This window comes from Mameliella sp. AT18, from assembly GCF_028807275.1.
Lineage (GTDB): Bacteria > Pseudomonadota > Alphaproteobacteria > Rhodobacterales > Rhodobacteraceae > Antarctobacter > Antarctobacter albus.
In genome coordinates this window covers 1-12,785 of sequence record NZ_JARAMO010000057.1, presented here as the reverse complement: position 1 = coordinate 12,785, position 12,785 = coordinate 1, and the positions used below count along the sequence as shown (strand labels likewise).

The 12,785-nt window shown below is 66.2% G+C and carries 11 protein-coding genes and 1 pseudogene; 7 read left to right on the top strand and 5 right to left on the bottom strand.

Features of this window, described 5'->3' with window-relative positions; translation table 11 throughout:
• The first annotated feature begins 116 nt into the window (after nucleotides 1-116).
• From PVW46_RS07260 to PVW46_RS07250, 3 genes are all read left to right on the top strand, one after another.
• Nucleotides 117-527 (top strand): CopD family protein, encoded by a 411-nt coding sequence (locus PVW46_RS07260; RefSeq protein WP_069210495.1) that lies wholly within the window; start codon nucleotides 117-119, stop codon nucleotides 525-527.
• On the top strand, nucleotides 527-1,234 hold the full coding sequence (locus PVW46_RS07255; protein WP_069210496.1) for a DUF599 domain-containing protein: 708 nt from the start codon (nucleotides 527-529) through the stop codon (nucleotides 1,232-1,234). The genes PVW46_RS07260 and PVW46_RS07255 overlap by 1 nt, the downstream gene beginning before the upstream one ends.
• 79 nt (nucleotides 1,235-1,313) lie before the next feature.
• Nucleotides 1,314-1,661: a hypothetical protein gene (locus PVW46_RS07250; RefSeq protein ID WP_069210497.1), complete on the top strand. Its 348-nt coding sequence runs from the start codon at nucleotides 1,314-1,316 to the stop codon at nucleotides 1,659-1,661.
• A gap of 33 nt (nucleotides 1,662-1,694) precedes the next feature.
• Here the strand turns inward: PVW46_RS07250 and PVW46_RS07245 are convergent, their stop codons facing one another.
• From PVW46_RS07245 to PVW46_RS07230, 4 genes are read right to left on the bottom strand one after another with little or no spacing between them, the layout of a single operon-like run.
• Entirely contained in the window at nucleotides 1,695-3,734 is a 2,040-nt protein-coding gene (locus PVW46_RS07245; RefSeq protein WP_069210498.1) for a glutamine amidotransferase, read from the bottom strand.
• 12 nt (nucleotides 3,735-3,746) lie between these two features.
• Entirely contained in the window at nucleotides 3,747-6,509 is a 2,763-nt protein-coding gene (locus tag PVW46_RS07240) for a DUF4159 domain-containing protein (RefSeq protein WP_069210499.1), read from the bottom strand.
• Entirely contained in the window at nucleotides 6,506-7,384 is an 879-nt protein-coding gene (locus PVW46_RS07235; protein ID WP_069210500.1) for a DUF58 domain-containing protein, read from the bottom strand. Before PVW46_RS07235 ends, PVW46_RS07240 begins: the two co-directional genes overlap by 4 nt.
• Entirely contained in the window at nucleotides 7,381-8,400 is a 1,020-nt protein-coding gene (locus PVW46_RS07230) for an AAA family ATPase (RefSeq protein WP_069210501.1), read from the bottom strand. Before PVW46_RS07230 ends, PVW46_RS07235 begins: the two co-directional genes overlap by 4 nt.
• A 69-nt stretch (nucleotides 8,401-8,469) precedes the next feature.
• On the opposite strand from PVW46_RS07230, the gene PVW46_RS07225 reads away from it, so the two are divergent.
• Together PVW46_RS07225 and rpiB are read left to right on the top strand one after the other, a co-directional pair.
• Nucleotides 8,470-9,048, top strand: a complete 579-nt coding sequence (locus PVW46_RS07225; protein ID WP_069210502.1) for a DUF1285 domain-containing protein — start codon at nucleotides 8,470-8,472, stop codon at nucleotides 9,046-9,048.
• Nucleotides 9,049-9,139: 91 nt separating this feature from the next.
• On the top strand, nucleotides 9,140-9,589 hold the full coding sequence (gene rpiB / locus PVW46_RS07220; RefSeq protein ID WP_088714636.1) for a ribose 5-phosphate isomerase B: 450 nt from the start codon (nucleotides 9,140-9,142) through the stop codon (nucleotides 9,587-9,589).
• A 22-nt stretch (nucleotides 9,590-9,611) separates the two neighbouring features.
• On the opposite strand, the gene PVW46_RS07215 is transcribed toward rpiB, so the two are convergent.
• On the bottom strand, nucleotides 9,612-10,430 hold the full coding sequence (locus tag PVW46_RS07215) for a sulfotransferase family protein (RefSeq protein ID WP_069210504.1): 819 nt from the start codon (nucleotides 10,428-10,430) through the stop codon (nucleotides 9,612-9,614).
• A 130-nt stretch (nucleotides 10,431-10,560) separates the two neighbouring features.
• Here PVW46_RS07215 and PVW46_RS07210 point away from each other — a divergent pair.
• Nucleotides 10,561-12,136, top strand: a pseudogene (locus PVW46_RS07210) (DUF5928 domain-containing protein).
• A gap of 129 nt (nucleotides 12,137-12,265) precedes the next feature.
• Nucleotides 12,266-12,634: a histidine triad nucleotide-binding protein gene (locus PVW46_RS07205; RefSeq protein WP_069210506.1), complete on the top strand. Its 369-nt coding sequence runs from the start codon at nucleotides 12,266-12,268 to the stop codon at nucleotides 12,632-12,634.
• Nucleotides 12,635-12,785: the final 151 nt, after the last annotated feature.

Below are 12,785 nucleotides of genomic sequence, written 5' to 3'. Positions count from 1 at the left end.
CGGCATCGGGGCAATTGGTAAGAAGATATAACCAAAAACCCCTGCGCGCCACCTGGAATCGCGTTGCGGCGGCGCGGCATCTTGCCATTTTTCCGGCTACAGGGTCAGGTGCGCGCATGAGTTGGGTCAAGATCATTCATCTACTTTGCGTCATGGGCTGGATGACCTCCATCTTTGCCGTGCCGCGCGCGATCATCTACTGGAAGCGTGAGCACGCGCTGCTGGGCGAAAACGGGCCGCTGGGCGATCTGACCTTTCGGCTCTACCGATTTTCCTTTGGCCTGGGCGTGATCGCCATCATCACCGGCGTCTGGTACGGGATCTGGTTGGGCTGGCCCGCCTGGCTGCATCTCAAGGCCACGCTGGTCGTTCTACTGGCGGCGCATTACCTCTGGACCGGGCGGCTGGTGCGTCGGGCACAGCGGGGCATCTTCACCGAAAGCGACATGTACCTGCGTATCTTCAACGAGGTCAGCGTGATCGGCACCATCGCGATCCTCTGGGTCGTCGTGGCGCAGCCCTTCTGATGACCTGGGAGACGTTGCGCGCCGGGTTCACCCTCTGGGATGCTGGCGCGCTGGCGCTGCTGGTCCTGGCCTGGGCCGGCGCGACCTGGTTCATCGAGCATCCGCCACGGGGGCGGCCCTCCACCTCTGTCCTGATGGCAGGCTATCGCCGGGCCTGGATGGAGGTCTTTGTCACCCGCGATCCGCGCATCTTCGATTCGCAGATCGTCGGCAGCCTGCGTCAGGGCACGGCGTTTTTCGCCTCGGCAAGCATGATCGCCATCGGTGGCGGGTTCGCCCTGATCGGCAATGCCGACCGGCTGCGCGGGGTGGCGCAGGACCTGGCGCCCTCGGTCGATCCGGTGGTGGTGCTGGAAATCAAGCTGATGCTGATGATGTTCTTTGCCGCCAATGCCTTTCTGAAATTCGTCTGGTCACACCGGCTGTTTGGCTATGCCTCGATCCTCATGGCGGCGGTCCCGAACGAGGCCGATCATCCGGCGGCCTATCCACGCGCCCGCAAGGCGGGGGAAATCAATGTCACCGGCGCGCGCAGCTACAATCGCGGGCTGCGCTCGGTCTATTTCGGGATAGCCTCGGCGGCCTGGCTGATCGGGGCGGCGGCCCTGATCCTGGCCACGCTGATCACGCTTGCGGTCATCCTGCGGCGCGAGTTCGCCTCCGGCTCGCGCGAGGTCCTGCTGGAAAACAGCGACAAGATGGAGTGACCAGGCTCCGGCCCCGATCCGGGATCGCCCTCCGCGCTTCGTGATCCACAGGGCGGTGCAGGGCTGTTAGGCTGAACGCATGAGACACCTCGCAGCCTTCCTTTTCTTCGCCGCCCCCGCGCTTGCCGACCCGCCGCAGATTGACCGCGTCGAAGCTGGGCGCAGCGGCGACAACTGGCGGTTTTCCGTCACGCTCTCGCACCCGGACACCGGCTGGGATCATTATGCCGACGGCTGGCGCGTGGAACTGCCGGACGGCAGGGTTCTGGGGACCCGGGAGTTGTTGCATCCGCATGTGAACGAACAGCCCTTTACGCGCTCGCAGTCCGGTATCGTTCTCCCCGAGGGTGCGGCCCGAGTCATGATCCGGGCGAAATGTTCGGTGGACGGCTGGTCTGCCGAAGCCGTGCCCTTTTCGCTGCCGTAGGGCGGGGGTCACCCCGCCGCCCTGCCAGCGGTCTCAGCTCCGCCCTTCGCGCATCCAGGCGCCGACGATCAGCCCGGCAGCCAGCAGCAGAACCAGCCACTCCGGCGCCAACGGGGTTTGGCGGACATCCAGCGTCTCGTAGGCCTCGCGCGGGGTCAGCCCGATCCAGCCGCGTCCGGCGGCAGGCCGCCCGGCACGCACCTCGCGGATCGAAGGCAACCCCTCTTCCAGCCGCATGATGCCGCCGCGCATCTCGTCGATGATCGGCGCCAGCGCCGTGCCGGATGCGATGGTCTGGACAAACTCGCGTGGCGCCGAGGGGCCAAGCCCCACCACCGCCGACAGCGCGTTTTCCTCCAGCCGGTAAAGACCGATCTGAGGCCCGTCGTAGATCGCCTCGTAACGGCCCGGGCTGACCTCTTCCAGCGGCACCTGCACCTCGTCGCCATCGGGCGTTGTCACGGTCACGTCGCCCACGAACTCGTTAAGGGTGCGGCGCACGATGCGCATGCTTTGCCCGGCAGGTTCGGCCCAGAGCGCCTCTTCCTCCAGTTCGGGTTCCTTCATCATCCAGTGCGCCAGCCGCCGCAGCAGGTCCAGTTGCGGCCCGCCGCCCTCGTAGCCCCGGCTCCACAGCCAGGCCTGGTCCGAGGCCAGCAGCGCCACGCGCCCCTCGCCCACGCGGTCCAGCACCAGCAGGGGGCGGTCGTCCACGCCGGACATGACCACGTCGCCCTTGATCGGCTGCACCTCGATCTGGCGCAGCCAGCGGCCCCAGTCATCCGCGCCGGACAGGCCCGATGTCACCGGGTGACGCTGGCCAAGGTCGGTCACGGCGGGCTTGTAGCCCTGGTCGACCACCCGCGCGGTCGGTTCCGCCGGCAGGATGTCCGCCAGCGGCGAGCGGTAGATCGAATCCGCCGAGGCGAAATCCGGCCCCGCGGCGACCAGCACGGCGCCGCCCTTTTCGACGTAGTTGCGCACGTTGTCGAGGTAGATGGCGGGCAGGATGCCGCGCCTCTTGTAGCGGTCGAAGATGATCAGGTCGAAATCGTCGATCTTGTCGAGGAACAGCTCTCGTGTCGGGAAGGCGATCAGCGACAGTTCGTTGACCGGCACGCCATCCTGTTTTTCCGGCGGCCGAAGGATGGTGAAATGCACCAGGTCGACGGAGGAGTCAGATTTCAGCAGGTTACGCCAGGTGCGCCCGCCCGCGTGCGGTTCGCCCGAAACCAGCAGCACGCGCAGCCGGTCGCGCACGCCGTTGATCTGGATCAGCGCCTTGTTGTTGCGGTCGGTCAGCTCTCCATCCGCCTCGGGCACTGTGAACTCGATCACGTTCAACCCGCCGTGGGGCAGGGTGATCGGCAGGGTCAGGTCCTCGCCGATGGGCACGGTAAAGCGGTCCGCCTCGTCGCCGTCGACCGAGATCAGGATATCGGTGCGGGTGTCGCCGGGCGCGGCGCCGTTGTCCTCGATCCGCAAGGTCAGTTCGACCTCCTCGCCCAGGATGGCAAAGGACGGCGCGTTGCGCACGACCAGGCGGCGGTCCCAGTCGTCTTCCTTGCCGGTCATCAGCAGGTGCATGGGCGCGGGCAGGTCAGGCGCGCGTTCAAGGTCATGCAGGCGGCCATCCGATAGCAGCAGGATACCGGCGATGCGCCCGCGCGGTTCCTCGGCCAGCGCATTGGACAGGGCCGTCATTAACAGCGTGCCGGCGTCACCTTCGCCATCTGGAACGGGAATGCGGCGCACCTCGGTATTGGGGCGCGCGTCCAGCTGTGCTTCCAGCCGCGCGGCGGCCTCGGTGGTGACGTCGGCACGCTCTGCCAGCTGCTGCGAGGCGGTCTCGTCCACCAGCATCAGCACGATATCTGACAGGGGCGCGCGGTCCTCGATCTGGTACGAGGGCTGTGCCAGCGCACCCACCAGCACCACGCCCGCCAGGAACCGGAGTGCCCAGCCCGACAACCCGCGCCAGAGCGCAAGGCCCGTGCCCAGCAGCGCCAGCGCCGCCAGTATGGCAATCGCCGCCCAGGGGAGCAGCGGGTCGAATACAATCTGTCCGTTCATCTCTGCTCTCGCTTATTGGCCCAGGCGGTCCAGCAGGGCGGGGACATGGACCTGGTCGGATTTGTAGTTGCCGGTCAGGACGTGCATCACGAGGTTCACGCCGAACCGATATGCGATCTCGCGCTGGCGTTCCCCGGTAAAGCCGCTGCCGATGGGCACCAGCGGATTGCCGTTGCCATCCATCGCCCAGGCGGCGGCCCAGTCGTTGCCGCCGATGACCACCGGGGTCACGTTGTCGTTGAGGTCGCGAAAGGGCATGCCCTCGATCAGTTCCGCGTCCGGTGGAGCGGCCTCGACCCAGACCTCGCGGCCGGCGTACCGGCCGGGGAAGTCCTGCAGCAGGTAGAACGTGCGGGTCAGGACGTGGTCCTCGGGCACCGGCTCCAGTGGCGGGATGTCCAGTGGCGCGGCCAGTTGCTGCAGCTTGCGGCCCTGCGGAGTCGCGGCGCCGAAGCCGGCGATATCCGCGTCGCGGGTGTCAAAGACGATCATGCCACCGGTGCGCAGGTAGGTGTTCAGCTTGGCATAGGCCTCACGCGAGGGGGTCGGCTGATCGGCGGTGATCGGCCAGTAGAGCATCGGGTAAAAGGCCAGTTCGTCGGACTCCAGGTCGACGCCCACCGGCGGGTTCGGTTCGACCGAGGTGCGAAAGTACAGCGTGTCGGACAATCCGCGCAGCCCGGCCTCTGACAGGTCGTCGATGCGGCTGTCGCCGGTCAGGACATAGGCCAGAACGACTTCCGTTGCGGCGGCGATGGCCGCGCGATCCTCTGCCGTCTGGGCCTGCCCGTGCTGCGGAGCGAGCATCAGCGCGCCCAGCACGATCCCGGCGGATACCGCGCCCCGCAGCCGCCCCGAAAGTGCCAGAGAGGCGATCACATCCGCCAGCAGCAGCGCGATGGCGGCGGCCAGCAGCCAGCCCGCCAGCGGTTTCTCCTGCGGCTGAACGATGCCCTCGACCGGGATGCGCTCGGGCCAGACCATCGGAGTCAGCTCCATATCGGTGGTGACCACGTTTCGCGCCAGGCTGCGATCCTCGCCCTGGTAGACGCCGGGGCGCAGGTCCGGCCCCAGGGGCGCCGCGACCAGGTCCGGGCCATCGACGCCGGGCAGTGTGCTGGCCTCGCGCGGGCGGCCAAAGGCATCCAGGACGCGGATCGGCTGCCAGACGGTGCCCTCCATGTCCTCGATCTCGGGCTGGGCAGCGGCAGAAGAGACGGCCAGCCGTTCCAGCATCTGCACGAAGAGGCCGGAGAGCGGCAGCGATGACCATTCGGCATTGGCGGTGACATGGAACAGCACCACCTGGCCCTGTCCCACGGATTTGCGCGTCACCAGCGGCGTGCCATCGGACAGCTGCGCGACCACGCGCGCCGCCAGCGTCGGATCTGGCTGCGCCATGACCTGGCTGTTCACGGTCACGTCGTCGGGGATCTCCAAGCCGAAAAACGGGCTTTCCTCGGTGAAGGGCGCCAGCGCCTTGGGTTCGCCCCAGCTCATCGCGCCGCCCACGGTACGGCCCCCGGCGCGCAGGCGCACGGGCATCAGGGGATCTTCAAGGTCGCGGCTGATGTCCGAGGCCGCAAGCTTTGGCCCGGCAAAGCGCAGCAGCATCCCGCCCTTCTCCAGCCACTCCAGCACGGCTTCTTCCTCGGCGGGCGACAGGGTGGCCACGTCGGCCAGGATGATGACGTCCGGGTTGGCGGGCAGGATGTCCAGCAGGGCGCCGTCCAGCAGGTCGGCGGTCGGCTCCAGCGCCTTTTCCAGGTAGTGCAGCGGCGACAGCAGCTCCAGCCCCTCGCGGTCGGTCGCGCCCGCGATCAGGGCGACCTCGCGGCGGCGCAGGCTGTCGTCCGGCAGGGTGACGGCCCCGGCGCTGCGGGCGTCCTCGATCTCGAACCGTTCGATGCGGGCGCGCAACTCGGCGGGCAGGGCGATCTCGGTGATCGATTCCATCATCCCGGCCTCGAAGGTCAGCGTGTTGCGGGTCAGCACGGCGGGGTTGCCCGCCGGGTCCTTGCCATGCCCCGCCAGCACCACCTCGGCCTCGGCGCCTTCGCGCAGGCGGCGTGCGGTGATCAGAAGGTTGCCCTCGGAGATTTGCGCGGGTTCCAGCGCATACAGCGTGCGGGGCGCCTCGAAGACGGTCACGCGGCCGCGCGCTTCCAGCGTGGCCAGCAGATCCTCGCGGCCTTCGCGGGCCAGGGCATCGGACATCCAGTAGGTGTCGAAGCCGTCCTCGGGCAGCAGTTCGATGGCGCGGGCGATGTTGTCACCGCTGGGCTGCCAGGGTTCGGGCAGGATGCCGGACAGCCGCGTGCGCAGCACGTCGGCGCTGAGGAATTGGACCTGTTCGGGATCGGTCAGACGCATCACCGCCACGGGCCGCGCATCGCGCCCCGCCTCGGCCAGCAAGCCATCCAGCGCGATCATCCGCCCGCGCCAGTCGGCGGCAGAGGCCCAGCTGGCATCCATCACCACCAGCAAGGGCCCGTCGCCCGCTGCCTCGGTGTCATTGTCGGGGTTCAGCACCGGCCCGGACAGTCCCACGATCACCGCCGCCACCGCCAGCATCCGCAGCAGCAACAGCCACCAGGGCGTGCGGTCCGTCACCTGTTCCTCATCCTTGAGACCCAGGAGCAGGACAACACCCGGGAACATCCGCCGGATCGGCGCAGGCGGCACCGCCCGCAGGATGATCCAGAGGATGGGCAGGGCAAGCAGCCCCAGCAAGAGCCAGGGCGTCGTGAAACCGATCAGGCCGAAAAGCGTCATCCGTGGCTCCCGTCCAGCGCGCGATAGACCCAGAGAAGGGCCGATTGCGCAGTCTGGTCCGTGTGATGGGTAAAGTGCTGCCAGCCGGTCAGCCGACAGATCGCGTCCAGCCGCGCCTTGCGCTCGGCCAGCCGCTGCAGATAGGTCTCGCGCAGATCGCCGGCCTTGAGCGTTTCATGCCGCATGGTCTGGTTCATGCTTTCAAAGATCGTGCGGCCGTCAAAGGGAAAGGCCTCTTCCGTCGGGTCCAGCACCTGCAACAGGACACCGCGGACGCCGCGGTCCGCGGCCTTGGTCAGCGCCGCTTCGACCGGTTCGACGTCGCCCAGGAAATCCGACACGAACAGCGCCTTGGCATTCGGCAGCATGCCGCGTGCCTCTGGTTCGGCGTAGTCGTCCTCGCCGTCCTCGGAAAACATCTCGGCCAGGCGCAGGGTCTGCATGTCGCCCCGGCGTGGCGGCAGGCGCCAGCCGGTCAGGCCGACGCGTTCACCGCCCCGGATCAGCAGGATAGAGGCGGCCAGAGCGACCAGCCGTGCGCGATCCGCCTTGGTCGGTAGGTTCTTGTGGCTGGAAAAGCGCATCGAGGCGCCGGGATCGACCCAGACCTGCACGCTTTGCGCGATCTGCCATTCGCGCTCGCGCACGAATTGCTCGTCCCCGCGTGCCGACCGGCGCCAGTCGATGGACCGATAGCTGTCCCCGGGTTGCAGCGTGCGATATTGCCAGAAATCATCGCCAAGCCCGGCGCGCCGCCGGCCGTGGTCGCCCAGCAGGACGGTGCCGGCAAGATGTTCGGCGCGCGCCAGCAGGGCCGGGAAACGCCCGGCCTCTTCCTGGGCGCGGGTGCGCAGATGGGCGACTGTGGCTGTCACGCCGCGGCCTCGGTCCGGCGCAACCCTGCAGCGACTTCGTCGATCAACGCGCCAAGGTCCTCACCGCGCGCACGCGCCGAAAAGGTCAGCGCCATGCGGTGCACCAGAACCGGCTTGGCCATGTCCAGCACATCCTCGGGCGAAGGCGCCAGGCGGCCCTGCAGCAGGGCACGGGCGCGCACCGTCAGCATCAGCGCCTGCGCGGCACGCGGGCCGGGGCCCCAGGCGACGATGTCCCTGACCCGCTCGGGCGAGGAGGGATCGGAGGGGCGGAAGGCGCGCACGAGGTCCAGGATCATCTCGACCACCGCATCGCCCACGGGCATCCGGCGCAGAAGTGTCTGTGCGGCGATCAGCTCCTCGCCCGTGAAGACCTGGTGCGACTGCGCCTCTTCGGTGCCGGTTGTCGCCAGCAGGATGTCCTTTTCCGTGCCGCGATCCGGGTAGGCCACGTCGATCTGGACAAGGAACCGGTCAAGCTGCGCCTCGGGCAGCGGATAGGTGCCTTCCTGTTCGATCGGGTTCTGGGTGGCGAGAACGTGGAACGGTGCCTCGAGCGAGCGCGTCTGTCCGGCGACCGTCACCTGCTTTTCCTGCATCGCCTGCAACAGCGCCGACTGCGTCCGGGGTGAGGCGCGGTTGATCTCGTCGGCCATCAGCAGCTGGCAGAAGATGGGGCCTTCGATGAACTTGAAGGTCCGCTCGCCGTTGGCGCCGGTCTCCAGCACTTCGGAGCCGAGGATGTCGGCGGGCATCAGGTCGGGCGTGAACTGCACGCGGTTGCCATTGAGCCCCATGACCGTCGACAGGGTTTCCACCAGCCGGGTCTTGCCAAGGCCCGGCAGGCCGATCAGCAGCGCATGCCCCCCGCACAGGAGCGACGACAGGGTCAGGTCGACGACCCGTTCCTGCCCGATGAAGCGCGCCGTGATCGACCGCTTGGCCTCGGCCAGCTTGTCTTCGAGCGCCTCGATCTCGGCGACCAGATCCTCGGCCGCGCCTGCGTGATCGGACATGTCATCTCTCCATTGCATACTATCTCTTTGGGTAAGTATGTATCGACTGGGAAGGGAATGGCAAAAACTATGAGCGGACAAAATCTCGTGACCCCGTCTGCCGACGGCCTTGCCGCCTCGGCCAGAGAGGCCCGAAAAGGCAAGGGCCTGCCGCCCGTGCACAAGTGGAATCCGCCCTTTTGCGGCGATCTCGACATGCGTATCGCGCGGGACGGGACCTGGTTCTACCTTGGCACGCCCATCGGCAGATTCGAGCTGGTGCGCCTGTTTTCCTCGATCCTGCGCAAGGATGGGGATGATTATTTTCTGGTCACTCCGGTCGAGAAAGTGGGGATCACCGTCGATGACGCGCCTTTCGTGGCCGTCGATTTCGAGGCGGAGGGTGAAGGCGAGTCGCAGGTCCTGACCTTCGAAACCCATGTGGGCGATCATGCCGCCGCCGGTCCGGATCACCCGATCCGGGTGGAACGCGATCCCGAGACGGGCGAGCCATCGCCCTACGTCCTGGTCCGGGCCAACCTCGAGGCGCTGATCGACCGCAAGAGCTTTTACCGGCTGGTGGACCTGGGCGCGCATCACGACGGCTGGTTCGGGGTCTGGTCCTCTGGTCAGTTCTTTCCGATCATTCCGTCCGAGGAACTGGGCTGAGACCGGCGTCTTTCGGCGGGACAGCGGGCGAGGGCCATGCTAGAGGCAGCCGCGAACCCTGGATATTCCCCGGAAACGGAACACAGACGCCATGACTGACACCAAACGCATCGTCCTTTCCAGCGACCACGCCGCCATCGACCTGCGGCAGGCCATCGCCCGGCACATCGAGGCGAAGGGCTGGGAGGCGGTGGACATCGGCCCGACAACGCCCGAAAGCACCCACTATCCCGAACATGGTGCCGCCGCGGCGCGCAAGGTGGCCTCGGGCGACTGCGCCCTGGGCATCATCCTGTGCGGGACCGGGCAGGGCATCATGATGGCCGCGAACAAGGTGCCGGGCATCCGCTGCGGCGTCTGCGCCGATCCGTTTTCCGCCCGCATGATCCGTGCCCACAATGACGCGCAGATCCTGTCGCTGGGCGCCCGCGTCGTGGGTGAAGGGCTGGCGCTTGAGATCGTCGACGCCTTCCTCGAAACGGAATTCGAGGGCGGCCGCCACGGCACCCGCGTCGACATGATCAAGGCATTGGAAACCTGAACCGCTCTGCCGGGCCGGGCGCTCAGTCGCCCAGCTTGGCGTGCACCTCGTCCAGGTCGATTTCGCCGATGGGCATCTTGTTGCCCGGGTTGTCGAAATCGTATTTGAACAGGTCGAAGTCCCGGCCATAGATCTCCTTGACCAGGTGCATCGACAGATCGTCGAAGTAGTCCTCGACCGGATGCGCACGTTTCGGACCGTGGCCTTCGGATTCGTTGAATCGGGGGATCGCGGTCAGGTCGACCGTGTGGGGCGTCCGGATATGGTCCAGCACGTCCTGCATCCCCTCGTTGAACTTTTCCGTCCAGATGATGCGGTCATAGCGCCCGCCGTTCACGATGAAGGTGCCGACATGGCCTGACATGGCCGACCAGTGAATGTCCGGTTCCATCGGGCGGCGCCAGCGGATCGTGTCGCGCGCGAACAGCAGGAAACGGCGGAAACTGCGCACCTGGTCGAAATCGAACCCGTTTTCCGGGTCGCCCACCTCGACCCCGTATTTCTGCATCAACAGCGGGACCATGTTGCCGCGATAGCGCTTGCCGTTGCGCTGGATGCCGCAGATTTTGTCGAAAAAGCTGGACAGGACGCGGGTATAGGGGTTCCGCACGCAGGTGAAAGCGTAGGAATTGCGCGTCTTCACGTTGGCACTGATGATCGGCTGGCTGTGGTCCTGCGCCCATTTGTGCAGACCCTGCTTGGCGTCGTGGATGTCACCGTCGAAGAATGTGCCGTGGTCCGAATAGTAGAGGATCTGCCCGATCGTCGAGCAGGCGCACTTGGGCACGACGCGGTACAGGACGCTTTCGCTCTCGGTCATCCAGGTGCCGGGAAACCCCATCAGTCTTGTCCCTTTGTCGCCTGCGGTGGCGGTCGGCTGCGGAAAATCCGCGCAAAGCAGGTTTATTCAACAGAAATTCACCTCTATCAACATAAACAATCGGGCGAAATTGGGGCGATTGGTTCTCTGGATGGCGAAAATTGCCTTCATCCTTTTGTGTCACAAGGATCCTGACGCCATCATCAAGCAGGCGCAGAGCCTGACCGCTGTGGGCGATTACATTTCCATCCATTTCGATGCCCGCGCCGGGGCGCAGGACTTTGCCCGCATCAAGACCGCGCTCAAGGACAACCCCAACGTGGCCTTCGCCCGGCGGATCAAATGCGGCTGGGGGGAATGGAGCCTGGTGCGCGCCACGCTGAACGCGGTCGAAGCGGCGGTGGACGCCTTTCCGCGTGCGACGCATTTCTACATGGTCTCGGGCGATTGCTTGGCGATCAAGTCCGCCGAATACGCACATGCCTTTCTGGACCGCCGCGAATGCGACTACATCGAGAGCTTTGATTACTTCCAGTCGGACTGGATCAAGACCGGCTGGAAGGAAGAGCGCCTGATCTACCGCCACTGGTTCAACGAACGCACTCAGAAACGCCGGTTCTACGCGATGTTCGAGGCGCAGAAGCGATTGGGCCTGACGCGAAAGATCCCGGACGACATCGAGGTCATGATCGGCAGCCAGTGGTGGTGCCTGCGCCGCCGCACGATCGAATGGATCCTTGATTTCGTGAAGACGCGCCGCGACGTGGTGCGCTTTTTCGCCAGCACCTGGATCCCGGACGAGACTTTTTTTTCAGACACTCGTGCGCCATCTCGTGCCAGAGCAGGAGATCGAGAGCCGCACCCTGACCTTCCTGCTGTTCACCGACTACGGGATGCCGGTGAATTTCTACAACGATCACTATGACCTGCTGCTGAGCCAGGACTACCTGTTCGCGCGCAAGATCAGCCCCGAGGCGACAGAACTGCGCCGCCGTCTGGGCGTGCTCTATGCCGCCGAAACGGCGCGGTTCCAGGTCTCGAACGAGGGGCGGTCGCTGTATCGCTTCCTGACCGAACGGGGCCGGACGGGACGTCGGTTCGCGCCCCGTTTCTGGGAAACCGAAAGCAGCCTGGGGCGCGAACGCGAACTGCTGATCGTGATCTGCAAGAAATGGCACGTCGCCAAGCGGCTGACCGACCGTATCCGGCAGATGACGAACATTCCCTGCATCGAGTACCTGTTCAACGAAGACAGCTGCCCCTTGCCGGACCTCGGCGGCATCCAGTCCACCATGTCCAAGCGCCACCGCCACCGCCGGGCCCTGATGCGGATGCTGTACGACTATTACGAGACCGACCGGCTGGTGATCTGCATGGACCCGGCCAACCTGGACCTGCTGGAGGATTTCGGTCGCGACCGGGCGCAGACCCGCATGCTGGAGATCGAGTGCCACTTCTCGGACGATTACCTGGCTGGCCATGCCATGCGCTCGGGGCTGGCCGGGGAACGCACCCCGCCCGAGACGCTGGCGCGGCTGTTGCCCACCGTGCGCAACGACCTGCTGCACGAAAGCGACCGCATCCGCGACGCCAAGTTCGACAATCACCTGCGCCTGCGCGAGATCGACCCGCGAGAGGCCCATGCCCAGGCCCTGGCCGGCTTCCTTTCGGTGCCTGCAAGTGTCGCGCAGGAGATCGTGGCGCTGGATCAACTTTTCGCGGATTGAGCCGCCCGCGTGCCAAGAAAGCGGTGGCGTTCCCAGCCGCAGCGGCTATGCCAAGGTCAAGGTCCGCGCCCCGGAAACCGGGGCCGGACATCTACCAGACACAGCCCCAGCAGCAACAGGACGCGCGGCATGGCCTATACCTACGATCCGAAAAACATTTTCGCCAAGATCCTGACCGGCGAGATTCCCAACAAGACCGTGCTGGAGACAGAGCACACGCTGGCCTTTCGCGACATCTACCCGCAGGCGCCGGTGCATGTGCTGGTGATCCCCAAGGGCGCCTACGTCTGCTACGACCATTTCGCGCAAGAGGCATCGGACGCCGAGATCCTGGACTTCAACCGGGTGATCGGCGAGGTCTGCCGGATGGAGGGACTGGAGGCCGGAGGCTACCGGGTGATTTCCAACGCGGGCCGCGACGGCGTACAGGAAGTGCCGCATCTGCACGTTCACATCCTGGCCGGCCGCCCGCTGGGCCGGATGCTGGCCAAGGACTGATCCAGAGGCACGCCCTGCGGGCGCACAGGGTGTCTCGCCCTGCGGCCTTTGGCCTGCGGGCTCGGGGTGTGGGGGGAGTGAACGCCCCTGCCCGGCGGAGCCTCGCCTGACCCGGCGGGGCGGGGGTATTTTTGCCAAGAAGAAGCCCGGG

Coding starts and splice junctions, on each gene's coding strand:
- PVW46_RS07260 (WP_069210495.1), top strand. CDS start 117: ATGAGTTGGGTCAAGATCATTCATCTACTTTGCGTCATGGGCTGGATG.
- PVW46_RS07255 (WP_069210496.1), top strand. CDS start 527: ATGACCTGGGAGACGTTGCGCGCCGGGTTCACCCTCTGGGATGCTGGC.
- PVW46_RS07250 (WP_069210497.1), top strand. CDS start 1,314: ATGAGACACCTCGCAGCCTTCCTTTTCTTCGCCGCCCCCGCGCTTGCC.
- PVW46_RS07245 (WP_069210498.1), bottom strand. CDS start 3,734: ATGAACGGACAGATTGTATTCGACCCGCTGCTCCCCTGGGCGGCGATT.
- PVW46_RS07240 (WP_069210499.1), bottom strand. CDS start 6,509: ATGACGCTTTTCGGCCTGATCGGTTTCACGACGCCCTGGCTCTTGCTG.
- PVW46_RS07230 (WP_069210501.1), bottom strand. CDS start 8,400: ATGTCCGATCACGCAGGCGCGGCCGAGGATCTGGTCGCCGAGATCGAG.
- PVW46_RS07225 (WP_069210502.1), top strand. CDS start 8,470: ATGAGCGGACAAAATCTCGTGACCCCGTCTGCCGACGGCCTTGCCGCC.
- rpiB (WP_088714636.1), top strand. CDS start 9,140: ATGACTGACACCAAACGCATCGTCCTTTCCAGCGACCACGCCGCCATC.
- PVW46_RS07215 (WP_069210504.1), bottom strand. CDS start 10,430: ATGGGGTTTCCCGGCACCTGGATGACCGAGAGCGAAAGCGTCCTGTAC.
- PVW46_RS07205 (WP_069210506.1), top strand. CDS start 12,266: ATGGCCTATACCTACGATCCGAAAAACATTTTCGCCAAGATCCTGACC.